Annotated in this window: 18 protein-coding genes; 13 read left to right on the top strand and 5 right to left on the bottom strand. The window is 69.1% G+C overall.

Annotated features, from left to right (window positions below; genetic code table 11):
* Nucleotides 1–2: 2 nt before the first annotated feature.
* The 3 genes from NF4_RS08710 to smc all read left to right on the top strand — a co-directional run bounded on the left by NF4_RS08710 (nt 3) and on the right by smc (nt 4,615).
* Nucleotides 3–299, top strand: coding sequence for an acylphosphatase (locus NF4_RS08710; RefSeq protein WP_063126699.1), 297 nt, complete (start codon nt 3–5; stop codon nt 297–299).
* 95 nt (nt 300–394) lie between these two features.
* Nucleotides 395–814, top strand: a complete 420-nt coding sequence (locus NF4_RS08705; RefSeq protein ID WP_063126698.1) for a DUF1707 SHOCT-like domain-containing protein — start codon at nt 395–397, stop codon at nt 812–814.
* Nucleotides 815–994: 180 nt separating this feature from the next.
* Complete coding sequence (gene smc / locus NF4_RS08700; RefSeq protein WP_063126697.1) at nt 995–4,615, top strand: chromosome segregation protein SMC; 3,621 nt, start codon at nt 995–997, stop codon at nt 4,613–4,615.
* Between the two features lie 18 nt (nt 4,616–4,633).
* Here the strand turns inward: smc and NF4_RS08695 are convergent, their stop codons facing one another.
* Both NF4_RS08695 and NF4_RS39115 read right to left on the bottom strand, forming a co-directional pair.
* Nucleotides 4,634–10,549, bottom strand: coding sequence for a non-ribosomal peptide synthetase (locus tag NF4_RS08695; protein ID WP_063126696.1), 5,916 nt, complete (start codon nt 10,547–10,549; stop codon nt 4,634–4,636).
* 287 nt (nt 10,550–10,836) lie between these two features.
* Nucleotides 10,837–11,280: an SCP2 sterol-binding domain-containing protein gene (locus tag NF4_RS39115; RefSeq protein WP_232330360.1), complete on the bottom strand. Its 444-nt coding sequence runs from the start codon at nt 11,278–11,280 to the stop codon at nt 10,837–10,839.
* Here NF4_RS39115 and NF4_RS39110 point away from each other — a divergent pair.
* Nucleotides 11,203–11,928, top strand: coding sequence for an alpha/beta fold hydrolase (locus NF4_RS39110; protein ID WP_369690919.1), 726 nt, complete (start codon nt 11,203–11,205; stop codon nt 11,926–11,928). The two genes, NF4_RS39115 and NF4_RS39110, sit on opposite strands and share 78 nt — an antisense overlap.
* Nucleotides 11,929–12,359: 431 nt before the next feature.
* Here NF4_RS39110 and NF4_RS37565 read toward each other — a convergent pair whose 3' ends face one another.
* Nucleotides 12,360–12,593: a hypothetical protein gene (locus NF4_RS37565; RefSeq protein ID WP_157120061.1), complete on the bottom strand. Its 234-nt coding sequence runs from the start codon at nt 12,591–12,593 to the stop codon at nt 12,360–12,362.
* A 500-nt stretch (nt 12,594–13,093) separates the two neighbouring features.
* Nucleotides 13,094–13,483, bottom strand: coding sequence for a DUF2237 family protein (locus tag NF4_RS08675; RefSeq protein WP_030521801.1), 390 nt, complete (start codon nt 13,481–13,483; stop codon nt 13,094–13,096).
* A 167-nt stretch (nt 13,484–13,650) separates the two neighbouring features.
* Between NF4_RS08675 and ftsY the strand changes: the two genes are divergently transcribed.
* From ftsY to ffh, 6 genes are all read left to right on the top strand, one after another.
* Complete coding sequence (gene ftsY / locus NF4_RS08670) at nt 13,651–15,255, top strand: signal recognition particle-docking protein FtsY (RefSeq protein ID WP_439956744.1); 1,605 nt, start codon at nt 13,651–13,653, stop codon at nt 15,253–15,255.
* Nucleotides 15,256–15,449: 194 nt separating this feature from the next.
* Nucleotides 15,450–16,754 carry an ammonium transporter gene (locus NF4_RS08665; protein ID WP_157120059.1) on the top strand — a complete coding sequence of 435 codons (1,305 nt, stop codon included), beginning with the start codon at nt 15,450–15,452 and terminating at the stop codon, nt 16,752–16,754.
* A gap of 5 nt (nt 16,755–16,759) precedes the next feature.
* Entirely contained in the window at nt 16,760–17,098 is a 339-nt protein-coding gene (locus NF4_RS08660; protein WP_030521796.1) for a P-II family nitrogen regulator, read from the top strand.
* 101 nt (nt 17,099–17,199) lie between these two features.
* Nucleotides 17,200–19,671, top strand: coding sequence for a [protein-PII] uridylyltransferase (locus NF4_RS08655; protein WP_439956743.1), 2,472 nt, complete (start codon nt 17,200–17,202; stop codon nt 19,669–19,671).
* A 126-nt stretch (nt 19,672–19,797) separates the two neighbouring features.
* On the top strand, nt 19,798–20,136 hold the full coding sequence (locus NF4_RS08650; protein WP_063814528.1) for a hypothetical protein: 339 nt from the start codon (nt 19,798–19,800) through the stop codon (nt 20,134–20,136).
* 399 nt (nt 20,137–20,535) lie between these two features.
* Nucleotides 20,536–22,095: a signal recognition particle protein gene (gene ffh / locus NF4_RS08645; RefSeq protein WP_063126693.1), complete on the top strand. Its 1,560-nt coding sequence runs from the start codon at nt 20,536–20,538 to the stop codon at nt 22,093–22,095.
* A gap of 107 nt (nt 22,096–22,202) precedes the next feature.
* Here the strand turns inward: ffh and NF4_RS08640 are convergent, their stop codons facing one another.
* Entirely contained in the window at nt 22,203–24,092 is a 1,890-nt protein-coding gene (locus NF4_RS08640) for a vWA domain-containing protein (protein WP_232330359.1), read from the bottom strand.
* A gap of 329 nt (nt 24,093–24,421) precedes the next feature.
* Here NF4_RS08640 and rpsP point away from each other — a divergent pair, with 329 nt between their 5' ends.
* From rpsP to rimM, 3 genes are read left to right on the top strand one after another with little or no spacing between them, the layout of a single operon-like run.
* Complete coding sequence (rpsP, locus tag NF4_RS08635; RefSeq protein WP_063126692.1) at nt 24,422–24,865, top strand: 30S ribosomal protein S16; 444 nt, start codon at nt 24,422–24,424, stop codon at nt 24,863–24,865.
* Complete coding sequence (locus NF4_RS08630; RefSeq protein WP_030521790.1) at nt 24,865–25,107, top strand: RNA-binding protein; 243 nt, start codon at nt 24,865–24,867, stop codon at nt 25,105–25,107. Before rpsP ends, NF4_RS08630 begins: the two co-directional genes overlap by 1 nt.
* A complete protein-coding gene (gene rimM / locus NF4_RS08625; protein ID WP_063126691.1) occupies nt 25,108–25,632 on the top strand; it encodes a ribosome maturation factor RimM in 525 nt (174 codons plus the stop codon).
* The last annotated feature ends 7 nt before the right edge of the window (nt 25,633–25,639 follow it).

Here is a 25,639-nt window from a genome sequence, read left to right as displayed (position 1 = left end):
TCGTGGCCGCGGCGACAGCCGGATCCGACCCGGTGCGGTTGAGCGCCTGGGTGCACGGATACGTGCAGGGTGTGGGCTTCAGGTGGTGGACGCGGGCGCGGGCGCTGGAACTCGGCCTCACCGGGCATGCCACGAATGCCGCCGACGGCCGGGTGCACGTGGTGGCGGAGGGGTCGCGTGCGGCGGCCGACCGGTTGCTGGCGTTGTTGCGGTCGGGGGGAACGCCCGGCCGGGTGGATCTGGTGGTCGAGTCGTGGGAGCCGGCGCGGGGCGGGCTGGAAGGTTTCGCCGAACGGTAGTCCGGGGCGCCGCCCACCCTTGACATAACACAGTGGAAGGTGCACCCTGGGTGCATCCATTGTGGAATGTGGTCCGACCTGTAAGGGGAGCGGTTATGGAGATCACGGCGGGAACCCGGGCCTCGGACGCCGAACGCGATCGAATCGTGGCCGAGCTGAGCCGCCATCTCGGCGACGGCCGCATCGACCTGGCCGAATACGATCAGCGGGTCGCGCAGGTGTACCGCACCACCACCCGCGAGGAACTCACCGGCGTCCTCGCGGACCTGCCCACCTTGGCACCGGCGCGTCCGGCGACACCGCGCTCGCGGTTCCCGGTCTGGCAGCGGATCGAGGCCACCGCGTGGCTCACGGTCAGCGTGCTGGTGCTGGTGATCTGGGGCGCGATCTCGCTGGGTGTCGGTGAGTTCACCTATTTCTGGCCCATGTGGGTCATCGGTCCGTGGGGCGCGGTGCTGGCAGTACGGGCGGCAACCGGTATCGAGAGCGGCCACCGCCATCGCCGGAAGATATAACGCCCGGTAGCCTTCCTGACATCCGGCCGGCGGACACGCCCGGTCGCGGTCGCCGGTGTACCCGGCAATCGATCGGCCACGGCCGGTGCGCCGGTTGGGGTCACGGCGCCGCAGGCCTATACCATGGCTGATCGGCCTGGGCGAGGCGGACAGTCACGGAGGCGGAAAGGGTCGTCGGCGTTGCACCTGAAGAGCTTGACGTTGAAGGGTTTCAAATCCTTCGCGTCCGCGACGACTCTGCGCTTCGAGCCCGGGATCACCTGTGTGGTGGGGCCCAACGGCTCCGGTAAATCCAATGTCGTCGACGCGCTCACCTGGGTGATGGGCGAACAGGGCGCCAAGGCGTTGCGCGGCGGGAAGATGCAGGACGTCATCTTCGCCGGTACCTCCGGGCGGGCCCCGCTGGGCCGCGCCGAGGTCACGCTGACCATCGACAATTCCGACGGCGCCCTGCCCATCGACTACGCCGAGGTCTCCATCACCCGCCGCATGTTCCGCGACGGCGCCGGAGAATACGAGATCAACGGCAACTCCTGCCGGCTCATGGATGTGCAGGAACTGCTCAGCGACTCCGGTATCGGCCGGGAAATGCACGTCATCGTCGGGCAGGGCCAGCTCTCGGCGATTCTCGAATCGCGCCCCGAGGACCGGCGCGCCTTCATCGAGGAAGCCGCCGGTGTGCTCAAACACCGCAAACGCAAGGAAAAGGCCGTTCGCAAACTGGATGCGATGCAGGCCAACCTGGCCCGGCTCACCGACCTCACCACCGAACTGCGCCGCCAGCTCAAACCGCTGGGCCGGCAGGCCGAGGTCGCCCGCCGGGCGCAGACGGTGCAGGCGGATCTGCGCGACGCCCGGTTACGGCTGGCCGCCGACGATCTGGTCACCCGGCGCAACGAACTGGAGAGCCAGCAGAGCAAAGAGGCCTACGCGCGGGAACAGCAGATCACCGTGCGCAGCGAACTCGATGCCGCGAATGCCGCGCTCGCCCAGCAGGAATACCAGCTCTCCCGGCTCACTCCCGGGGCCGAGGCCGCCGGACAACTGTGGTTCCAGCTCTCCGCCCTCTCCGAACGGGTCAATGCGACCATCCGGATCGCCGGTGATCGCGCCCGGCACCTCGATACCGCCGCCCCCGCGAATACCGGCCGCGACCCCGATCAGCTCGAGGCCGAAGCCGACCGGGTGGAGGCCGAGGAAGCCGAACTGCGCGAGGCCGTCGAGATGGCCACCGAAACGCTGGAGGCCGCGCGGGAGAGTCTGGGCGACCGCGAGCATGCCGCCAAAGCCGCCGAACAGGCGCATCTGGCCGCGGTGCGAGCCATCGCCGACCGGCGCGAGGGGCTGGTCCGGTTATCGGGGCAGGTCGAGAACCTGCGCACCCGCGCGCAATCGATGGACGCCGAGATCGTGCGGTTGTCCACCGCCATCACCGAGGCCCGGGCGCGGGGCACCGCGGCTCGGTCGGAATTCGACGCGGTGCAGGACGAACTGGCCGAGCTGGACGCCGGCGAGGCCGGGCTCGACGCCCAGCACGAACATGCCGTGGAGGCGCTCGGACTGGCCGACCGCCGGGTCACCGAACTGCGTGCCGAGGATCGGGAGGCCGGTCGGCTGGTGGCCTCGCTGACCGCGCGGATCGAAGCGCTCGGCATGAACCTGGCCAGCCGCGACGGTGCGGCCTGGCTCACCGAGAACCATCCGGCCGGACTGCTGGGCCCGCTGTCGGGGCAGTTGCGGGTACACACCGGGTACGAGTCCGCGGTCGCGGCGGTACTGGGGCCGGTGGCCGAAGCGGTGGTGGCCGATACCGGGGAGACGGCCCTCAGCGCACTGCGGGCCCTGGGGAAGGCCGACGGTGGGCGGGCCGCACTTGTGTACGAGGGGCCGGCGGCGGCGGATCGCGAAGAACCGGCCCTGCCCGGGGCGGCCCGCTGGTTGCTGGATGTGGTGGACTGCCCGGATCCGGTACGCGCGGCCGTGGTGGCGCTGACCCGCCGGGTCGCGGTGGTCGCCGATCTGGACGCGGCGTCCGCGCTGCTGAATGCGCGCCCGGAACTGCGGGTGGTCACCCGGGAGGGCGATCTGGCCGGGACCGGATGGCTGGTCGGAGGTTCGGACCGGTCACCCAGCCGGTTGGAGATCCAGGCGAGTATCGATGCCGCCGAGGCCGATCTGATCGCCGCCCGTCGGCACGCCGAAGAGTTGGAGGCCGGCCTGGCCGGGGCGCTGGAGGAACAGGCCGACCGCAAAGAAGCGGTCGACCATGCCCTGCTGGCCCTGCACGAATCCGATCAGGCCCTCAATACCGTCTACGAGCGGCTCGGCCGGCTCGGTGCGGCCGTCCGCGCGGCCGACGCCGAATCGGAGCGGCTGACCGGCCAGCGCGCCGACGCCGAGACCGCGCACGAGAAAGCGGTCGGCGAGCTGGCCGAGCTCGAGGACCGGCTGCGGCACGCCGAGCGCGAACAGGCCGATACCGACAGTGATGCCGCCGGCGCCGCCGGAACCGAGGCCGCCGCACTGGCCCGGGAGGAGGCCGCCGCCGCGCTCGCCGAGGCCCGGGCCATGGAGGTAGAAGCGCGGCTGGCGGTGCGCACGGCCGAGGAGCGTGCCGAATCGGTCCGGGGTAAGGCGGAAACGCTCCGGCGCGCCGCCCGTGCCGAACGCGAGGCGCGGGCCCGGGCCGAACGGGCGCAGGCCGCCCGGCGTCAGGCCGCAGGCGTCGCCGCCGCGGTCGCCGAATCCGGCGCGGACCTGGCCGCCGAACTCGAGAAAGTGGTGGCGGCCGCCGCCGCACGCCGCGACGAACTGGTCCGGCGGCGTACCGAATGCGCCACCGAGGTGGACCGGATCAAGGAGCGGGTGCGGGCTCTGAACGCCCAGCTCGAGCAGCTCACCGACGCGGTCCACCGCGACGAGGTCGCCAAAGCGCAGGCGGCGTTGCGGATCGAACAGCTGGAAGCCACCATCGCCGAACAGTTCGGGATCGCGCTCGACGATCTCATCGCCGAATACGGTCCCGCGGTCGCCCTGCCGCCCAGCGAGCTGGAGATGCGGGAATACGAGCAGGCCAAGGAGCGCGGTGAGCAGGTCAGCGCACCGGCGCCGATGCCGTTCGACCGCGCGTCGCAGGAGCGGCGCGCCAAACGCGCCGAAAAAGATCTGGCCACCCTGGGCAAGGTCAACCCGCTGGCCCTGGAGGAGTTCGCGGCACTCGAGGAGCGCTACAACTTCCTGGCCACCCAGCTCGAGGACGTCAAGAAGGCCCGCCAGGATTTGCTGGATGTGGTGGCCGAGGTCGACGCGCGGATCCTGCAGGTCTTCACCGATGCCTACGCCGATGTGGAACGGGAGTTCGTCCAGGTCTTCGCCGCGCTGTTCCCCGGCGGCGACGGCCGGCTGTTGCTCACCGACCCCACCGATATGCTCACCACCGGTATCGAAGTGGAGGCGCGGCCGCCCGGGAAGAAGGTCAAACGGCTGTCGCTGCTGTCCGGCGGGGAGAAATCACTGACCGCGGTGGCGCTGCTGGTCGCCATCTTCCGCGCCCGCCCCTCGCCGTTCTATGTGATGGACGAGGTGGAGGCGGCGCTCGACGATACGAACCTGCGCCGGCTCATCGGGCTGTTCGAGCAGTTGCGGGAGAAGAGCCAGCTGATCGTCATCACCCACCAGAAACCGACCATGGAGATCGCGGACGCGCTCTATGGCGTGAGCATGCGTGGTGACGGCATCACCCAGGTGATCTCCCAGCGACTGCGCGGGCACGATCTCGCGGCGGCCGAGTCCTCTCGCTGATGCCGTGGGACGAGGGCGTCAGTGAACTACCGAGGCCACCGGAGGTAGCAGACCTTCATCGCGGAACCGTCGCAGGTGGCGATCGATTGCCGCACCGTCGATCGGTGGGCAGGTGATACCCGCGCGCTCGAGTTCCGCGCGGGTGCGGCTGTCGTCGAGCACGAGTTCGCCGAGCCCTACCGTGCCGGCACCTGTGTATCCGCCGATCAGCAAGGCGGCCCGAACGAGGTCCGGATGCGGGTCGGCGCCCGTGTCGGCCAACCGCTCGGCCAAGAGTCGTTGCACCTCCTCCATTGTCACCGGGCGGACCGGATACCCGAGCCGGTCGAGTCCCGCCACCAGGTCCGACAGGGGAGTTGGTTCGATGTTCACCAAGTGATAGCAAGGGTCTCCGGTGGCGACCGGGAGAAGCGAAACCAGTGCTCTGGCCACGTGGTCGACCGGTATCAGCGATATCGCGGCGTTGCCGGGATCGGGGGCGACTCCGAGTCGTGCCACCGCGCGCACCAGAGTCCACAGGGAATCGTCACGAGCGACCGCGCCCGTGGTGAGCGAACCGCCGATCAGCCCCGGCCGGTAGACCGCCACCGGTAGTCCCCGAGCTCCGGCCTGCCGGACGAGTTGCTCGGCTACCCATTTGGTCGCCACGTATCCGTGCGGTCGTACCTGTTCGGCCGTAATCGTGGCCTCTTCGGTGAGGGTGCCCGATCGGTCCGGGCCGATGGCCGCGTCCAGGGTCGACACCAGGTGTACCGGAACCACCCGCGCGACCGTGGCAAGGCGCAGTACCTCCCGGGTGCCGCCCACATTGGCATTGCGCAACTGCCGATAGGAAGCCAGGTGGTCGACCGCCGCTCCGTTGTGCACGATCGCTGAGATGCGGCCGGCGAGCCGGGCGGCGGTATCGACGTTCAGGCCGAGGAGAGGACGGGTGAGGTCACCGGGTACCACCGTCACCCGGTCGGGGAGATCGTCGTGGGCGAGTTCGAATTCGCCCATGGCAGCGCGTAGTCGGTTCAGGCCCGCGGCGGACGTCTCCGCGCGCAGCAGGCAGTAGACCGGCCGCGGGTCGCTGTCCAACAATTCGCGCAGTAGATGGGTGCCCAGGAACCCCGTGGCGCCGGTGAGCAGGATAGGGCCGGCGGGATCCGCGGCAGCCTTTCCGTCGACGGAGAACTTGTCGTCGAGCACAGCATCCGCACGGAGCGAACGGGCGAACTCGCGCGGATCCACCGTGTCGCGGCCGGCGGCCAGCGCCCGTGCTGTCGGGGCGTCGAAAAGAATCCCTGGGTCGATCTGCAGGCCCAAACGTTCGGCCAATGCGGTACGCAGCGCGAACAGCAGCAGCGATGTGCCACCGAGGGCGAAGAAATCATCCTCGGGTCCGACGGATTCGAGCCCGAGCACCTCGGCGAAAACCATTGCGATCGCCTGCTCCCGAGCGGTTGCGGGGGCGGTCGGCGCGACGACTTCGGCCGGGTCGGCACCGATTCGGAAGTGGTTCGGTGGTGAGCCGGGACGGTCGATTCCGGCGCCGACGAGCTCGGCGATCGGTCGGTCGGGGTTCCGCAGCGCAGCGGCCGACAGGGTGTTGTAGGCCGAAGCCAGAGCAGTGACCGCTGTGTCGTCGAGAACTGCTGTGTCGTAACGGAACGAGGCACGTGGGGGGTTCTCGTGGACAGTGAGTGCGAGATCGAACTGCGCGGCCCGCTCCGGGAGTTCGAGGGGCTCGACGCGTAGGCCGTCCAGGAGCAGCGGAGGTGATGTGGGCAGGTTCTCGTAGGCCAGCACGGTCCGCAGCAGCGGGTTTCCACCGTCGATGCGGGGGGCGCCGGTCGCCGCGACGATCGCGTCGAAAGGGACGTCGGCGTGCGCGAAGGCGTCCACCACGGTCGCGCGCACGGTCGAGAGGAGATCGCGGAACGAGGCATCCGGTGTGATGCGCACGCGCAGGGGCACGGTGTTGACGAACATACCGACCACCGGCTCGAGCGCCGGATGTCCGCGTCCCGCGACCGGAGCGCCGATCACCATATCGTCGCAACCGCTGACCTGGTGCAGCAGCACGGCATATGTGGTGAGCGCGACCACGAACGGGGTACATCCGGCGACGCCCGTGACGGGAGTCGTGAGATCGACCTCGACAGCGGCACCGTGCCCGCGTCTTTCGTGCCGGGCAGTGGACGGGGCGGGCAGTGGAAGGGAGTCCGGTGCGTCCGCGAGGACCGCACGCCAATAGGCCAGTTGCCGGGCTGCCCGGCTGCCGGGATCGGTCGGGTCGCCGAGCAGGGTGTGCTGCCACAGGGCGTAGTCGCAGTAGCGCACCGGCGGCGGCGCCCAGTCCGGCTCGGTGCCGAACCGCGCTGCGGTGTACGCGGCGGTGAAATCGCTGATCAGTGGGCCCAGGGACCACCCGTCGGCAGCGATATGGTGCGCTACCAGCACGAGTACATGTTCCTCGGGGTGCTCGGCGACGCGCAGCAGCCGGGCCCGGATCGGCGGATCGACGGCGACATCGAAGGGCCGGGCGACGAATTCGTCGATCTCGGTGTGCAGATCCTGGGATGTACCCGTGGCATCGAGGTCCAGTGCGGCGGCGACCACCGCGGCGGTCAATAGTTGCTGCTGCGCGGAATCACCCGATTCCGGATACACGGTGCGCAGGGCTTCGTGGCGGTCGACCACCGCGTGCAACGCGGTGGCGAGCGCGGTCGGGTCGAGCGGACCGGTCAGCCGGAGCGCGACCGGAAGATGGTAGGCGGTCGAATCCGGCAGTAAGCGGTTGAGCATCCAGATCCGGCGTTGAGCCGGAGCCAGGGGTACCCGGTCGGGTCGAGGTCCGGCGACGAGATCAGGGGTGTCGCCGGGCTCGGCGTGCGCGAGCGCGGTCGCAAGTTCGGTGACAGTGGGCGCGTCGAAGACAACGCGGAGTGGGACACCCAGGCGGGCGGCGACCCGCCCGGCCGAGAGCGATGTGCCACCGAGCGCGAAGAAATCGTCGCCCGCGCCCACCGGCCGTGTCACCGCCAGCACCTCGGCGAACACCGCCGCGACCAACTCCTCGGCGGTGCCCGACGGAGCCCGGTACCGAGTGTGACCGAAAACGGGCGCGGGAAGCCGCCGGTGGTCGAGCTTCCCATGGGCGGTCAGCGGCAGCGTGTCCAGCACCTCGTAGGCGGCAGGCCGCAGATGGGACGGGAGGCGGCGAGCCATCTCTGCCCGGACGCTGCTGCTGTCGATCCGTGCGTCCGGTTCGGCCACCAGGTAGGCGACCAGGTGTGTACCGGTCCGCTCATCGGTGTGCGCGGTCACCGCGGCGCGTGCGATACCGGTCAGCGCGGTCAACGCGGCTTCGATCTCTCCCGGTTCGATACGGTGACCGCGCACCTTGATCTGGGAGTCACCCCGGCCGTGGTAAACCAGGGCGGGCGGCGAACCCGCTGAAATCGACACCAGATCGCCGGTGCGATAGAGCCGTCCGGACGGCGGGCCGAAGGGATCGGCGACGAACCGGCCGGCGGTGAGTCCGGGACGGCCGTGGTAGCCCCGGGCGAGCGCGGGACCGCCGAGGTACAGCTCACCGAGCACGCCGGGCGGAACAGGGCGTAGCCGAGTGTCCAGGACCAGCGCGTGAAATCCCCGCAGCGGGGCACCGATCGTCACCGGCTCACCCGCGACGAGTTCGGCAAGGGTGGCGATATCGGTGGCCTCGGTGGGGCCGTAGCCGTTGCGGATGCGCCGGCCGGGGGCCCACTTGTCCACCAGATCGCCTCGGACGGCTTCGCCGCCGACAGCCAACACCTTCAGCTCGGGTACATCACGAGGGTCCAGGGTGGCCAGTACTGCCGGTGTGATGATCGCGTGTGTCACTCGTTCCCGGCGAATCAGCTCCGCCAATTCCGATCCGGCCACCGCGTAGCGTGGCGCGACGACCAGAGTGGCGCTACCGGACAGCGCAAACAGTTGTTCACCGACGGCCATGTCGAAACCAGGTGAGGCGTGATGCACTGTCACCGTGCCGGGGCGCAGACCGAATCGATCGTGTCGTTCGGCCGCGAGATTGGCCAGACCGCCGTGCGTTACGACCACACCTTTCGGGCGGCCGGTAGAACCGGAGGTGTAGATGAGATAGGCGGGATGCGTGGGGGACAGTGGCGTCGTCCGCTCGGCATCGGTCACCGGACCGCGGCTCGCCTCGAGGGCTTCGGTGAGCGCTGCCTCCACCCGTAGGACCCGGATACCGGCGGGGACCCGGTCAGCGTGTTCCGCGGTGGTGAGCGCGATCCCGGCGCCGCTGTCGGCCAGTAGGTAATCGACACGGTCCTGCGGATATGTCGGATCGACCGGGACGAAAGCGGCGCCGGCCTTCGCGACCGCCCATACCGCCGCCACCGATTCGGCGGATCGCTCCAGCACGGTGGCCACCAGGGTTTCCGGACCCACCCCGGCGGCGATCAGCTCGCGCGCCAAGCGGTCGGTGCGGAGGTCGAATTCGCGGTAGGTCCAGCGGCGCTCGCCGTGGACGACCGCTGTTCCGTCGGGATTGCGCTGTACCGCCGCCGCGATGAGACCCGCCAGCGCAACGATCGGACCGCCCGCCGGGCCGTGCCACGGCACCAGCGCAGCGGCCTCTCCGGCGTCGAGGAGGTCGAATTCGCCCACCGGGCGACCAGCGCCCAGATGGGTGAGAAGTCGCAGGAAACGGGCATGGTGTGCGGCCAGTTCGGTGTGGGTGTATCGGTGCGGGTTCGCCTCGAACTCGATACGCAGCCCATTACTGGAGCCGGGATAGATATTGAACGCCAGATCCGGCACCGGACCCGTGCCGAGCAGATGCAAGGTGGCCCGGGCTGGTCCGAGATCGACGGTCGACTCGAAGTTCATGATGTTGACAGCAGGACCGAAATCCCGCGTGCCGAGGTGCGCGCCCGGTACCACGTCCCGGACGATGTCCTCGCCCCGATAACGCTGATGGCGTAGTGCACCACCGATTTCCGTACGCGCCACGGCCACCAGTTCTCCCAACCGAGCGGTGGCCGCAACAGCCAGTCGCACGGGGACGATATTGCTCACCAGCCCGGCGGTGCGGCGCAGTGCGGCGGTCGTGCGTGCGGCCACCGGCAGGGTCAGGGTCACTTCCGCGGTGCCGCTCACCCGGGCCAGATAGGCACCGAAAGCCGCGACCAGCACCGTGGCCGTTCCGGCTCCGGCCGCGGCATGATCCAGTGTGGCGACCCGGTCGGGAGTCAGATCGGTCCCGACGACCACCGAATACGCCGCGGGTTCCCCCGGGCGAACCGCCAGTGTGCTCGGATCGGGTAGATCGGCAGCACGCTGCGACCAATAGCGCCGGTCCTTCTCGAACCGCTCCGATGCGCGGTAGGCCCGGTCCGCCGCCAGGAGCGGCTCCGGTGTGCCCGGCTCGGATTCCGGAGGGGCTGCGCCCGCGAGCAACTGTTCGTACAGTTCGGCGTGCCGGTGTGCCAGCCGCGCTGCGCCGTAACCGTCCAGCATCAAGTGATGGGCCCGGGTGTAGACGTAGTGGTGTTGAGGGCCGATACGCAGGACGGTCGAGCACAGAGGCGGGTCGACGGTGATATCCAGCGGGGTGCGCTGGTGTGCCCGCATCCATCCGAGCGCAGCCTCCCGCGGATCGGGTTCGGTGCTCAGATCGACGAAACCGACATCGTCGTAGTGGTCGAATTCCGGCTGCTGCCAGGGCATGCCGTCGCTGTCGATGTCGATGCGCAGGTAAATGCCGAGTTCGCGGGCGGCCTGCCGCCCGGCGGCGGTGTAGGCGTCGCGGTCGAGTGGACCGCGCACATCGATGAACTGGGCGATTGCCAGAGGTACCAGGCCGTGCATCTGCTGGGCCAGCCAGACTTCGCGCTGGGCCGTGGTGAGCGGCCACCTGGACTCCGGGGATGCAGGCATCGTCGGTTCTCAAACTTCCTGTCAACGCAAAAGGATAGGCTATCCTATGCGTTCGCAGGTAAGGTCCCGCGGGCGGTACTACCGCACCTGCGCGCCCGGGGATCGTCGCGGCGATACGGCGACGGCGCGCATAAGCACCACGCCAACCGCTGGTCAGCGCTCATCGCCGTGAGGTTCTCGGGCACACCAGGGCTCGGTAGCCTGCCGCGCGCGACAAAGTGCACGAGCACAGCAGCCAAGTCTGGGTGCTCAACACACTTCCCGGGTCAACTGGCGGAGCGGCTCAGTCAGGCGGCGAAGACGGTGCGGACGACGGACTCGTCGCCGTCGATCTCGACCAGCCCGAAGGCACGAGCATCGCTGAGGGTGAAGGCTCCGGCGGCGAGGCCGAGGACGGCGGCGGGGTTGGCGCGGACGGTGGCGTCGAGGCTGTGGCCGTCATACTGGCCGACCTCGAAGCCCGAGCGCGTCGCGCGGAGCTGGAGGGGCAGGTCGCCGATCTCGAGACCGACCGTCGCCGAGGAACGTACCTCGACCCGGGTGTCGAGCAGGGCCGGGAGTGCGAGGGCGAGCCACTCGGGGCGGAAGGCGTCACTGTCGGCGGGGCCGGGGACCATCAACGGGGTGGACCAGCGGATCAGGCTCTCGATCGGCTGGCGCAGCTCGGCACCCCACGGGGTAAGCGCGTACTCGACTACGCTGCCCTCGCCCGTCAAACGCCGCTCGACCACGCCCGCGGCCTCGAGGTCGCGAAGCCGGTCGGCGAGCTCGGTCTCGATGGCGTCACGCTGGTCGGGCAGGACTGGGGCGGCATGATCGGTCTGGCGGCCGTGCAGCGGCGGCCGGACCTCTTCGATCGGCTGGTGCTCGCCAACACATGGGCCTGGCCCGTCAACGGCATCCTCCACTTCGAGGCCTTCGGTCGCATCGTCGGCGGGCTCCCGATCCGCTTCCTGGTCCGGCGGCTGAACCTCCTTGTCAACGCGTTCATCCCCACAGGCCACCGACGGCGGAAGCCGACCGTGGCCGAGATGACCCATTACAGCCAGGCGCTGAACACCCCCGAACGGCGCCAGGCTTCCGCCGTGCTCCCCGGCCGGGTTCTCGCCAGCCGGGACTTCTTCGCCGAGGTCGAGGCGGGGCTTGCCGGTATCGCCCACCTGCCGACACTGATTGTGTGGGGTGACGCCGACATCGCATTCCGTCGCCACGAGCGTGAGCGCCTGGAAGCGACGTTCACCAACCACAAGACCGTGATCGTGGAGGGCGCCGGCACATATGTGGAGTCCGACGCGCCCGAGGAGTTCGTCGCTGCGATCCGCGACTGGGCAGCGACGCAGCGCGGAGACGCGAGTCGTGCGAGTGGGCCAAGCCTATAGACTGCCTCACCTGCGCTGGTCTCGACGGTAGCGCGCGAAAAGCCGCGCCGATGGTGGCACGTCTGCGCTGCATTCCTCGACGCGGTCGGCCAGGCTCACGTCGGGGGATCATGGTTGCGGCGGTGATCGTTTTACGCGTCGAGAAAGGAAGTCCCGGCTGTTTGCCCGACCGCAGTGCCGCCAGAATTCACCGATCGGATCTGCCCGACCCGGCGGCTGGTGCCGACGGGATCCATCGATGAACGACATCAGAATTCGCTGGCACGATCAGCCCTTGCGGTCTTCTCCTCCGCAGCCCGAGCCATTACGGGGACATAACCGCTGGTCACGCCATTTGTCGTTGTTTTCGTGCGATTACTACCGGAACCCCGACGCGTAGCACTGGGGAACACGGTTCGCCGCCGACCGCACCGCGGTTCGCGGCCACGATCTCACTTCACCCAGAGGACCCAGGGCTGTCCGTGCCCGCCCTTCCGGCACTGGTAGTAGCTCACGCCGGACGAGGCCATGTCGAGGAGTCGGTTTCCGGCGTTCTTGCACGCTCCCTCGCTGTTGTACGACCCCTCCGGCCGCCACTTGTCGGCCTCGGCCGGTGCTGCGGTGGCGAGGAGCCCTCCGAGCCCCAGGACCGCGGTGCTCAACGCAATACCGATCATTCGCTGCATTTCGTTCTCCTTGTGGACGCGAAGTCCCGCGAGTGGCCACGACGAGAGCATGCCGGGGCCGTCGCGCGGTGGACGGAAGGGCGCGTCGTGGATCCGGCTCGAGAGTTCGGCACTACCGCGAGTGGCGCCGCCCCTGGACACCGGTGTATACAGACTTCGGCGACTGATGAACGTGCAGTTCAGCAGTGCGCTGGTTGCTCAGGTATTCGGATCACGGCGCAAGTCGATCTTGTCAGACGCGAGTGCCATCGAACGCCGTCGAGCGCGTTCTTTGCGGAGATTTGAGGTCGCTGCCCCCGCTGGTCGGCGGCCGCCCAAGGATGTTCTGTTCTGCTACGGGGCGGCACCGGACAACCACCAACGTGGCACGCCGCGCGGGCATTCGACTGGATCACCGGCCGAGGGAAACGGTCGCCGGGCTCAGCCGACCCGCACGGAAGGCACGTGGCGGCAACTCTCCCGATGAGCGGGAAAGCGCTTCTCGGCACTGCCCGCCCGCATCAGAGCAGGTCGCTGACGTCGTCGGGTACGTCGACCGCGTATTTGCGCAGGATTTCCATAGCGATCACTTCCAGGGCATTCTCATGGGTCGCCGCCAGCACCACCGGTGCGGCGACACCGTCCTCGTGCGCGTGTAACCAGCGCACGGCCACGACACACCATCTGTCCCCCGGCTGGAGTCCGGGGAAATTGTTCTCCGGACGAGGCGTGCTCAGATCGTTTCCGATGGACGCCTGATGCTCGAGGAACTCTGCTGTGACGACCGTGCACACGGTATGGCTGCCCAGGTCCTCCGGGCCGGTGCTGCAGCAGCCGTCCCGGTAGAACCCGGTCAGAGGATCGGTGCCGCACTCTTGTAGCGGACCCCCAAGCACGTTTCGATCGGTCACATCGCCGATCCTATTGGCCTGTCGCGAGAAGTTCCGCAGGACAAGAAATCTCATCGGCCGTGTTCGCGGGGCTGAGCTGGGAATGTGCCGGGTGTGCGGCAGCGGGTGCGGGCCGTCGCCGCGCGGGCCGGGCCGGGTAACCTACCGCTCGGTACCGCTCTGGAAGGATGGTCGGCGTGAGTGCGCAAGCCTGGATTCTGATCGCAGTGATCGCCGCCGTACTGCTGGTCGCGCTCGTGGCCGGTTTCGTCCGGTACAAGCGTGGCCGGATCTCGCTGACGGCGCCGGCGGAGAAGGAAGAGCTGACCGACCGGTCGGGCGGGTATCAGGCGGCAGGTGGATTCTCGTTCAGCCAGGGCGGCCGGGGTGCCACCACCGCCCCCGCACCGCCGGGGCCGAGCCCCGCGGAACCGGCGGCTCCGAGTCCCACTGAGCGGACCGATGTGGAGGGTCAGCCCAATATCGGCGACGACGCCGCCGTCCCGCGGGACGCTCCGCGCCGCGGGATCACCGATGTACCGCTGCCCGAGACCGATACCGTCGACACCGAGACGACCGCAGCGGAGTCCGGGGGGGCCACCGTCGACGGGACCGATACGGTCTCGCCCGACGCAACGGAGACGCCCTCGACTGCACCGGCGGACGCGGCGACCACCGGGCCTACGGGTGCCGCCACCACCGAACCGGTAACCGAGACCGGCGCCGACGAGGTCCCCCCGTCCCCGGGCCCTGCCGCGGCCGAGCCGACGGCCGAGCAGGCGAGCGCACCCGCCGAGGCAGGTGCCGAGCCCGCGGTGGTGGCCCCCGATACCGCCGCCGGAGCCCATCTGGTCCCGGAGGTCGAGGAGATCGCGCCGACTTCGGGGCGGCTGACCCGGCTACGCGGCCGGTTGTCGCGATCGCAGAACGCGGTCGGTAAGAGCCTGCTGGGCCTGCTCGGCGGTGGTGACCTGGACGAGGATTCCTGGGAAGAGGTCGAGGACACCCTGGTACTGGCCGATATCGGTACCGCGGTCACGACGGTCATCGTGGAACGGCTGCGCGAGGAAATGGCCGCCCGCAGTGTCCGCACTGCCGAGGACGCGCGGACGGTGCTGCGCGAGGTGCTGATCGAATCGCTGCGGCCGGAGCTGGACCGTTCGGTGCGCGCGCTGCCGCACGCCGACCATCCATCGATCCTGCTCGTGGTCGGCGTGAACGGCACCGGGAAGACGACCACCACCGGCAAACTCGCCCGGGTACTGGTCGCCGATGGGCGCCGGGTGCTGCTCGGCGCCGCGGACACCTTCCGTGCCGCGGCGGCCGATCAGTTGCAGACCTGGGGTGAGCGGGTCGGCGCGGACACCGTGCGCGGTCGGGAGGGCGCCGATCCGGCCTCCGTCGCGTTCGACGCCGTCTCCACCGGTATCGACGCCGGTGTGGATGCGGTCCTGATCGACACCGCCGGCCGGCTGCACACCAAGACCGGACTCATGGACGAACTGGGCAAGGTCAAACGCGTGGTGGAGAAGAAGGCCTCGGTGGACGAGGTACTGCTCGTACTCGACGCCACGGTGGGCCAGAACGGTCTCGCGCAGGCCCGTATCTTCGCGGAAGTAGTGGATATCAGCGGTGTCGTACTGACCAAGCTGGACGGCACCGCCAAGGGCGGAATCGTCTTCCAGATCCAGCACGAACTGGGCGTACCGGTCAAACTCGTGGGTCTGGGCGAGGGCGCCGACGATCTGGCGCCGTTCGAACCCTCGGCCTTCGTCGACGCACTGCTGGGCTAGATCCTGCGGCTTCGGCGTGTCGCACAGCGGTCCGGAAACCTCCGCACAGCGTGCGCAACACACCCGAAACATTGGGGCGTGATCCATTCACCTAGGTGAAACACCTGGGCGTCACGGATGAAACACCGAGTGAGCACCCTTCAGTAGCGGGCCCGATGTCGCGTGAGCGGCGGGCCAGAGGATGAGGGAGGAAACTGGTGGAAACCGTGATCGGCACGCCCAATGCCGGCGACACCGCATGGCTACTGACGAGCGCTGCGCTCGTCCTGTTGATGACACCCGGGCTGGCGTTCTTCTACGGCGGTATGGTCCGCGGTAAGAACGTGCTCAACATGATCATGATGAGCATCAGCGCGATGGGCGTGGTCACCGTGCTCTGGGTGCTGTACGGCTTCTCGGTCGCATTCGGCACCGACAAAGGCGGACTACTCGGGGACCCGGGGCAGTTCTTCGGCCTGAGGACCCTGATCGCCGGGTTCGGCGACGAATCGGCGGGTGTCCCGCTGATCGGGACCATTCCCGCGACGGTCTTCGTCGCGTTCCAGGCGATGTTCGCGATCATCACCGTGGCGCTCATCTCCGGTGCGGTGGCCGACCGCCTGAAGTTCAGCGCCTGGCTGGTCTTCGCCGCCATCTGGGCCACCGTGGTGTACTTCCCGGTGGCGCACTGGGTCTGGGGTGGCGGCTGGATCATGGAGAAGGTCGAGGCCATCGACTTCGCCGGTGGTACCGCCGTACACATCAACTCCGGTGCCGCGGCGCTCGCGCTGGCCATCGTGGTCGGTAAGCGCGCGGGCTGGCCGAAAACTCCCTTCCGTCCGCACAACCTGCCCTTCGTCATGCTCGGTGCCGCGTTGCTGTGGTTCGGCTGGTTCGGCTTCAACGCCGGTTCCGCGGCGGCCGCCGACGGTGTCGCCGGCGCCACCTTCGTCACCACGCTGGTCGCCACCGCCGCCGCGATGATCGGCTGGCTGGTGGTGGAGAAGATCCGCGACGGCAAGCCGACCTCGCTGGGCGCCGCCTCCGGTATCGTCGCCGGCCTGGTGGCCATCACACCCTCCTGCTCCTCGGTGAATGTCCTCGGCGCGCTGGCCATCGGCGTCATCGCGGGTGTGGTCTGCGCCCTGGCGGTGAGCCTGAAGTTCAAGTTCGGTTACGACGATTCGCTCGACGTCGTGGGGATCCACATGGTCGGCGGTATCCTCGGCACGGTGCTGATCGGCTTGTTCGCCGCGCCCGAGGCGCCCGCCGGTGCGGAAGGCCTGTTCTACGGTGGTGATCTCGAGCTGCTGGGCCGGCAGACTCTCGGCGCGGTCGCGGTTCTGGTGTACTCCTTCGTGATCGCTCTGGTGATCGCGTACGCGATCAAGTTCACCATCGGCCTGCGCGCCGACGCCGAAGCCGAGTCCAACGGTATGGACGATTCCGAACACGCGGAGACGGCATACGATTTCGCTGCACTGGGTGGAACCGCACGTTCGGCCGTCAAGGAGGCATGAACCCCATGAAACTGATCACCGCAATCGTCAAACCGTTCACGCTCGAAGACGTCAAAACCGGCCTCGAGCAGGCGGGCGTATTCGGTATGACCGTGAGCGAGGTCCAGGGATACGGACGGCAGAAGGGTCACACCGAGGTCTACCGCGGGGCCGAGTACTCGGTGGATTTCGTGCCGAAGGTGCGGGTCGAGGTCGTGGTCGACGACGCGACGGTGGACCGGGTCGTGGATCTGATCGTCGAGGCGTCGCGCACCGGCAAGATCGGCGACGGCAAGGTCTGGGTGACCCCGGTCGAAACGATCGTCCGGGTCCGGACCGGGGAACGCGGCACCGACGCGCTATAGACCCCCCGCGCGCATCGAGCGCGCCGGCGGGTGCACAACGACAACGCGGCCCCGCTCCCACCGGTTACCGGTCGGGGCGGGGTCGCCTGCGTGAACGGGTGGTGGTTTCGTTGGGAGACAACCGGCAGGGCCGGGAGTCCGGGCGGTCCGGCGGTGGGCGGCCCGGAAATGCGGCCGCACTGTCGCACGGTGCCGCCGACCTGGTACGGGCCCGGGATCAACTACTGGGCGGCGGGGCGCCGCGACATCCGCGGCTGGACGCCGAATCGCTGCGCGCGGCCCTGGTCGATCTGTATGAGCTGTGGCTCACCAGCAAGGGCGCCGAAGTGGGGATAACGCCGGACAGCGGGCTGGCGATCATGGCCGTGGGCGGGCTCGGCCGCCGCGAGATGCTGCCGTACTCCGATCTGGATCTGGTGCTGTTGCACGAGGATATGGATCCGAAACGGGTCGCCGAGATCGCCGACCGGCTCTGGTATCCGCTGTGGGACGCCCATATCAAACTCGACCACAGTGTGCGCACGGTCCCGCATGCCCTGAAGGTGGCCTCCGACGATCTGGTGGCCGCGCTCGGCATGCTCGACGCCCGCCACATCGTGGGCAACTCCGATCTCAGCGACCGGGTCGTCGCGGGGATCCGCAAGGACTGGCGCAGCGGAATACGGGGTCGTTTCGACGAACTGGTCGCCGGGGTCCGCGCGCGCTGGGAACGCAGTGGTCAGGTCGCCCACCGCAGCGAGCCGGATCTGAAGAACGGGCGCGGCGGATTGCGCGATATCCAGCTGCTGGACGCGCTCGCGATCGCCCAGCTCACCGACGCCATGCCCGGCTTGGGCCCGGACGCGCCCGGTGGTGGTCTCGCCCAGGCCCATCGGCGGCTCCTGGATGTGCGCACCGAACTGCACCGGGTCGCGGGCCGCGCCCGCGACCAGTTGCGCGCCCAGGACGCCGATGAGATCGGGGCCGCGCTGCGTATCGGTGACCGGTTCGATCTGGCCCGCACGCTCAGCGATGCGGCGCGCACCGTCGGATATTCGGTCGATGTGGGCCTGCGTACCGCGGGTAACGCGCTGCCGCGCCGCGGTCTGGCCCGGTTGCGCCGGATGCCGGTGCGGCGGCCGCTGGACGAGGGCGTGGTCGAACACGCCGGAGAAGTGGTGCTGGCCAGGGACGCCCGGCCCCAGCGTGACCCGGGGCTGGTGCTGCGGGTGGCCGCGGCGTCCGCGCAGACCGGGCTGCCGATGTCGGCGACGACCCTGAACCGCCTGTCCGAGGACGCCCCGGAGCTGCGCGAGCCGTGGCCCAAGGACGCGTTGAACGATCTACTGGTGCTGCTCGGCGCGGGCCGGGGCGTGATCGACGCGGTGGAGGCATTGGACCGGACCGGTCTCTGGGGCCGGCTGCTGCCGGAATGGGGCGCGGTCCGGGATCTGCCGCCGCGTGACGCGCTGCACGTGTGGACGGTGGACCGGCACTCGGTGGAGACGGTGGCCTACGCGAGCGCGCTGAGTACCCGGGTGGCCCGGCCCGACCTGCTGGCACTCGGTGCGCTGCTGCACGATATCGGCAAGGGCCGCGTGGAGGACCACTGCACGGTGGGTGCCGACCTGGCGACCCATATCGGTCGCCGGTTGGGCTTGTGGCCCTCGGACGTGGAGATCCTCAGCGCCATGGTCCGCCACCATCTACTGCTGCCCGATGTCGCCACGCATCGGGATATCGACGACCCGGACACCGTCCGGTATGTGGTCGACGCGCTGGACAACGATCCGCGCCGGCTCGAACTGTTGCACGCGCTGGCCGAGGCCGATTCCCTGGCCACCGGCCCGGGCGTATGGGGTGAGTGGAAGGCCACCCTGATCGGGGAACTGGTCCGCCGCTGCCGCACTGTGATGGCGGGGGAGACCCTGCCCGAGCCCGAATCCATCCCCGAGGAATTGCTGGTCCGCGCCGCCGCCGGCGGTGTGCACGTCGAATTGACGCCGGGTGAGGGGAAATACACCCATATCGCCACCGTGATCGCCCCGGACACCCCCGGACTGCTCTCGAATACCGCGGGCGTACTGGCCCTGCATTCGCTGCGGGTGCTCTCGGCGTCGGTCGGCGGGGCGGGGGAGTCGGCGATCAACACTTTCGTGGTGACACCGACTTTCGGCGGTCCGCCGGACGCGGGGTTGCTGCGGCAGGAGATCAAACGGGCCGCGGCCGGGGAGCTGGATGTGCGGGCGGCGCTGGACGCGCGCGAACGAGAGACCCTCGGCGTCGCGCGCCGGGCGCAGGCCGAGCCCCGGCTGCTGTGGGCGGAGACCGCGATACCCGGACAGCTGATCCTGCAGTTGCGGGCCGAGGACCGAATCGGTTTGCTCTGCCGGTTGGCCGCGGTGCTGGCGGGTGCGGGCGCCGATGTGCGCTGGGCGAAGGTCGTGACGATGGGCTCGTTCGTGGTGGACGTGTTCTGCGTGGATCTGGGGCAACGATCCGGCCCCGACCGGCGCGCGGAGCTCGAATCGGCGATCCTGGCGGTGGTCCCGCGACCGGCTCCACGCAAACCCCCGGAGCCCGAGCAGAACTAGCGTTCGAGACGAAGGTCACCGTTGCGCGTCGATTGCTCACCGTTTGCCAGCGAGTCGGCGATGGTGGGTGGTCGGGCCCCTAACATTCGGGTGGTCAGCTGTCGCGCTCATGAGGGGAGCAGGTCGGTGGCAATCCAAGTGGTGACCTCGTCGATCATGACCAGCGATATGACACCGCACATCGCCCGATGTGTAGGTGACGCCTACTGGGTGGTGTCCTGGTTGCCTGGGCGCACACTCACCGAATCCCAGGCGATGGCCGCGATGAATGTGGCCGCCGCTGTAGCAACCAACGGGCTACCACCCGACGACGACTGGTCGCGGCTGGACAGCCTGTCCCGCGGACTCGGTCTCACCGGGCGTGAGGCGGCCTATCTGGTCGCTGTGGAACAGCACGACTACCGCCGCGGGTTCACCGAGTACATCGGCGACGCCTCCGGCGCCGCCGGGCCGGGGCCCTCGTGAGCCTGTGTTTATTGCCCCGCCTGCGGCAGGGCGGGTCGGGGCCCTGTGACCCCGATTCTTCCCTCCTCCGCTCAGTCCAGAATCGGGGGCGGGCCCCGACCGTGGAGGTTGACCATCCGGGACTGAGCTGAGGTGTGTGCGGCCGCCCAACTCGAGCAGCTGGGTAGGTCAACGTCACTGTGAATGCTCGATGGTCGCCGTTCTAGGGACGGCACATCGCGCGTGGCGCGCGTTCCGAAGCCAGGGCTTCCGGCCTCCGGGGCGGCTGCCCGGTGACGATCTCCGGTGATGTGAGCGAGCAGTCCGGTGCGGGCCCCGGCCCCGCCGGGCCGCCCGCTACTCTGGGACGCCCATTACCCTGGGACTCAGTGACGTCACTCGAGATCAGGAGCGCACCAGGTGTTCGAATCCCTATCCGACCGGTTGACCGGTGCCCTGAAGGATCTTCGCGGTAAGGGACGCCTGTCACCGGCCGATATCGACGCCACCTGCCGGGAGATCCGCCTGGCGCTGCTGGAGGCCGACGTCGCGCTGCCCGTGGTCCGCGGTTTCATCGCCCGGATCAAGGAGCGGGCCAAGGGCGCGGAGGTTTCGGCCGCGCTGAACCCGGCCCAGCAGGTCGTCAAGATCGTCAACGAGGAACTCGTCGGGATCCTCGGTGGCGAGACAAGGCGCCTGACGCTGGCCAAGACCCCGCCGACGGTGATCATGCTGGCCGGCCTGCAGGGTGCCGGTAAGACCACGCTCGCCGGCAAGCTGGCCAAATGGCTGCGCGACCAGGGCCATCAGCCGCTGCTGGTGGCCTGCGATCTGCAGCGCCCGGGCGCGGTGACCCAGTTGCAGGTGGTCGGCGAACGCGCCGGTGTGCCGGTGTTCGCGCCGCACCCCGGCACGTCGATCGGTGGCGGCGAGAATGCCCTCGGGATCACCGCGGCCGATCCGGTCGCGGTGGCCGAATCCGGTATCACCGAGGCGCGCGCCAAACAGTACGACGTCGTGATCGTCGACACCGCCGGCCGGCTCGGTATCGACGCCGAACTCATGGCGCAGGCCGCCGGTATCCGCGACGCGGTGAAACCCGACGAGACCCTGTTCGTCCTCGACGCCATGATCGGCCAGGACGCGGTCTCCACCGCCGAGGCCTTCCGTGACGGTGTCGGCTTCACCGGTGTGGTCCTCACCAAACTCGACGGCGACGCCCGCGGTGGTGCGGCGCTGAGCGTGCGCAACGTCACCGGCGCGCCGATCATGTTCGCCTCCACCGGCGAGAAACTCGAGGATTTCGACGTCTTCCATCCCGACCGGATGGCCAGCCGCATCCTCGGTATGGGCGATGTGCTCACCCTCATCGAACAGGCCGAACAGGTCTACGACGCGGAGCAGGCCGAGGAGGCGGCGCGCAAGATCGGCAGCGGCGAGCTCACCCTCGAGGATTTCCTCGACCAGATGCTCGCCATCCGCAAGATGGGACCCATCGGCAATCTGCTCGGGATGCTGCCGGGCGCCGGTCAGATGAAGGATGTACTGGCCCAGGTCGACGATAAACAGCTCGACCGCGTCCAGGCGATCATCCGCGGTATGACCCCCGCCGAGCGGGAGAACCCGAAGATCATCAACGCCTCCCGCCGACTGCGTATCGCCAACGGGTCGGGAGTTCAGGTCTCCGATGTCAACCAGCTCGTCGACCGGTTCTTCGAAGCCCGCAAGATGATGACGATGATGGGCCGGCAGATGGGGATGCCCGGCGCCAACCGTCGTAACAAGAAGCAGAAGGGCAAGAAGGGGAAGAAGGGCGGCCGCGGACCCACCCAGCCGAAGATGCGCGGCGGTTTCCCCGGTATGCCGGGCCTGCCCGGCGGCGGTATGCCGGATCTCTCCAATATGCCGCCCGGCCTCGATCAGCTGCCCCCGGGCCTGGAGAACTTCGATCTCTCCAAGTTCAAGTTCCCGGACAAGTGAGTTGTGGTCTTTTCGGGGTCCGTGGTCGCGGCGGCATTCGACGGTCCGGGACCGGGGGCCGGGGCACAGCGGGCGGGTGTGCACCAGCTGTGCCCCGATGAGTTCGGTCAGCGTCGGTTGCGGCGGCCGAGTAGGAAGATGGTCGTCGCCGCCGAGATCACCAGCACCGTGCCACCGATGACCGCCACCCACACCAGCGGTGATACGCCGTCGGCCGCTGTATCGGCCGCGGCGGCGGTATCCGGTGCCCCGGCCTGCTGCGGGTCTGCACCGAAGGTGCCCGTACTCGCGGTATCGCCGGCATAGCGCGGCCCCGGCTCGGGCTCGCCGGTGATATCCACCTCCAGCTCGACCGGTACCGGCGCGACCCGGGCCCGCTCGCCGTGGGCGGGGCTCAGCTTCACCGCGATGTAGTACCAGCCCGGCACCGCTTGACCGTGCACCGTGTGCTCGGCAGCTTCCCGGTTCAGGAACCTGATCGGTCTGGTGGCCAGTGCTGTGTCGTTACTCGGCAGGATGCTCTCGGTTCCGGTGTAGGCGGCGAAATCGGAATCGAGTTCCGCCCGGTACGGGTTGTAGAGCGTGGTGGCGATATTCGAGACGTAGTCGCTGCCGCGGTCGGGGGTCGCGGCGAACCGCACCCGGTACGCCAGCCCCTGCCCCCACTCCAGTTTCACCCGGTAGAAGACGAATTCGCCGCGCTGCAGGGTATCGGTGTACCGGCCGGAACCGGGTAGGGCGGCCGCGACATTGAACGAGCCCCCGCCGATCGCCGGGACGGTCACCCCGTCCGGTGCGGCGAACTCCACCGCCTCCGGATCCGGTGCGGGCCCCGGATCGGCGACCGCGGGCTCCACACCGACCAGCAATTCCACCGGCAGCTGCGCCGGAGCATTGTCGGCGACATGAGCCCATTCCAGGGCGAAGTAGTAGCGTCCGCCGCCCCGGCACCGGTCGGTGCTCGGGCTACCGGTGTCGGGTTCGGCCGCGCCTGTCCACGCGCTGCCGACGGTCAGCGCCACTCCGTCCGTGGAGCGGGTGGCCAGTTCGTTCTCGTAGACATGGCAGTCTTCGCCGTCGGTGCCGTAGACCCGCAGGTCGAGGCGGTTGTTCGCGAAGACGGCGTCCCCGCCGCGCGGGAAGGAGACGGTGGCACTGAAATAGGCCGTCGCGTCGTCGGGTACGTCCACCGCGTAGTAGCGCGACGCGCGCTGTCCGAGGACATCCAGGTACTGGCCCGCGGCGGCCACCGGTGCGTCCCGGTATCCCGCGGTGCCCGCGATCGGGCTGCCGGTGGGTGCGTAGGTACGCAGGGCGGTGGCACTCACGCGCGGAAGCACCTGTTCCAGGGTTTTCCCGTCCACGGCGTCGGTATAGGTGCCGCCGGTGGCCTGGGCGATGCAGGTCAGCTGGGCTCGTGACGGATCGTCGACACCGAAGCCGATGGCGTGCACCACGATCTCGGCGCCCTGGGCGGACAGTTCGCGCGCGACCTCGCACGGGTCCGGCGGGGCGCAGGTGTCGAGTCCGTCGGAGACCAGCACGATCGAACGCGGACCCTCCTGCGGCAGGGCCGCGGCGGCGGTCCGCAAGGCTGTCCCGACCGGGGTGTAGCCGCTGGGCGCGATCCGGTCCGCGGCGCCGGTCAGCGCGGGCCTGTCGAGGGTTTCGGCCGGATGCAGCACCTGGACGTCGCGGCAGCCGGTGTCCTTCTCCGCGTCCGAGGATCCCGTGGACGTGCCGTACACGGTCAGCCCGACCTTCGCCGTCGCCGGTGCCGCGGTCACGAACGTCCGCACCGCGTTCTTCGCCGCGTCCATCTTGGTGCCGCCGCCGGGGTCGGGTGCCGCCATGGAGCCCGAGGCGTCCAGGACCAGCATGGTCGGCGCGTACTCCGGCTGCTGCGGTGACTGCTGGGCCAGGGCCGGAATCGAGACCGGCACCAGGCCGATCACCCCCGCCGCGGCCGCGGCCAGAATTCTGTTCGAGAATGACACGTGGTCGGTACTCCCATTCGACTCGGCCGGATACTGCCCGGATACGGCCGGTCGGACGCTACTCAGACGACTGACCAGTTGCCAACCGGCGGATCCCCGCCCACGGGACGACACGCCCCGGCGCCGCCGCCCGTGAGCTCGCGGACCCGGGCGGTTTCCGGGTCGGCCGCGGCGTCTGGCAGAATGGTCGACCGTCCTTCTGGACAGTGTCAGCCCGTCTCCGGTCACGTACCGCGCGGCGGTCACACACTTCATTCGCAAAACCGGGCTCGCGAGACCGCGTGAGTCGCTGAATTGCGCCGTGACCACTATGAAAGGCAGATCAGCAGATGGCTGTTCGCATCAAGCTCACCCGTATGGGCAAGATCCGCAACCCGCAGTACCGCGTCGTCGTCGCGGACGCCCGCACCCGTCGTGACGGCCGGGCCATCGAGTCCATCGGCAAGTACCACCCCAAGGAAGAGCCCTCGCTGATCGAGATCGACTCGGAGCGGGCGCAGTACTGGCTGGGTGTCGGCGCGCAGCCGACCGAACCGGTGCAGCGGCTCCTGGAGATCACCGGCGACTGGCAGAAGTTCAAGGGCCTGCCGGGCGCCGAGGGCACCCTGAAGGTCGCCGAGCCCAAGCCGTCCAAGCTGGACCTCTTCAATGCCGCGCTGGCCGCCGCCGACAACGAGCCGGTCGCCGAAGCCGTCACCCCGAAGAAGAAGGCCAAGAAGGACAAGGAAGAAGACGCCGCCGAGGCGACCGAGTCCGCCGAGGCCGCCGAGTAATGAGCGTCGTCGTCGCCGATGCCGTGGAACATCTGGTTCGCGGTATCGTCGCCAATCCCGATGACGTCCGCGTCGAGCTGATCACCGGCCGCCGCGGGCGCACCGTCGAGGTGCATGTCCACCCCGACGACCTGGGCAAGGTCATCGGCCGGGGTGGCCGCACCGCGACCGCCCTGCGTACCCTCGTCGCCGGTATCGGCGGCCGGGGTATCCGGGTCGACGTGGTCGACACCGACCAGTAGATGGAACTCGTCGTGGGCCGGGTCGCCCGCTCGCACGGTGTGCGGGGCGAACTGGTGGTCGAGGTGCGTACCGACGAACCGGAGGCGCGATTCGCGCCCGGCGCGGTGCTGCACGGGCGCGCGGCGCGCGCGACCCAGGTCCGTGACTTCACCGTGGAGTCGGCCCGGGAACATTCGGGCCGGCTCCTGGTGAATCTGGTGGGTGTCACCGACCGGACCGCCGCCGACGCCCTGCGCGGCATGCTGTTCCTGGTGGACAGCGAGGAACTCGGGCCGTCGGAGGACCCGGACGAGTTCTACGATCACGAACTCGAGGGCCTGCGCGTACAGCTCACCGACGGGACCGAAATCGGCACCGTCATCGAGGTGCTGCATTCGGCGGCCGGTGAACTGCTCTCGATCCGCGCCGCCGCGGACGGCCGGGAAATTCTGGTCCCCTTCGTCACCGCCATCGTGCCGACGGTGTCGATCGCCGACGCGCTGATCGTGATCGACCCGCCCGAAGGCCTACTGGATCCGGAATGAGGTGGCC

This window comes from Nocardia fusca NBRC 14340, from assembly GCF_001618425.1.
GTDB classification, from domain to species: domain Bacteria; phylum Actinomycetota; class Actinomycetes; order Mycobacteriales; family Mycobacteriaceae; genus Nocardia; species Nocardia fusca.
Note: the sequence above shows the minus strand (reverse complement) of the source record. Positions and strands in the feature narration are given on the sequence as shown.